The organism is Alteromonas sp. 14N.309.X.WAT.G.H12, from assembly GCF_036697315.1.
Taxonomy (GTDB): domain Bacteria; phylum Pseudomonadota; class Gammaproteobacteria; order Enterobacterales; family Alteromonadaceae; genus Alteromonas.
In genome coordinates this window covers 1-326 of sequence record NZ_JBAHZB010000267.1, presented here as the reverse complement: position 1 = coordinate 326, position 326 = coordinate 1, and the positions used below count along the sequence as shown (strand labels likewise).

General features: G+C 54.9%; 1 protein-coding gene. It reads left to right on the top strand.

Going from position 1 to position 326, the window contains the following annotated elements:
• Positions 1-326 (top strand): Ig-like domain-containing protein (locus V5298_RS20920; protein ID WP_332933321.1); only part of this gene is annotated, 326 nt, incomplete at both ends.

The following is a 326-nucleotide window of genomic DNA, read 5'->3' as shown; positions in this document are numbered from 1 at the left end:
GGCCTTATCGATCTCACCTTGCCCATACTGAACCTGGATGCACTGTCCAACCTCAACAGTGCCACCCCCACCATCAGCGGCACCTGTGATGAAATTGGTGCAGTGATCAGTATCGAAGTCACCGACAGTGACAGCGATACCCAGACCTTTACCACTACGGTGCTGCCCGATGGTAGCTTTACCATCGATTTACCGGCCGATGCGGCAGAAGGCTTGCTCAATGTGGATGTGTCGGTGCTGGACAGCGCAGGGAATCTCGCGTCAGTAAGCACCTCCGGCCTTATCGATCTCACCTTGCCCATACTGAACCTGGATGCACTGTCCAA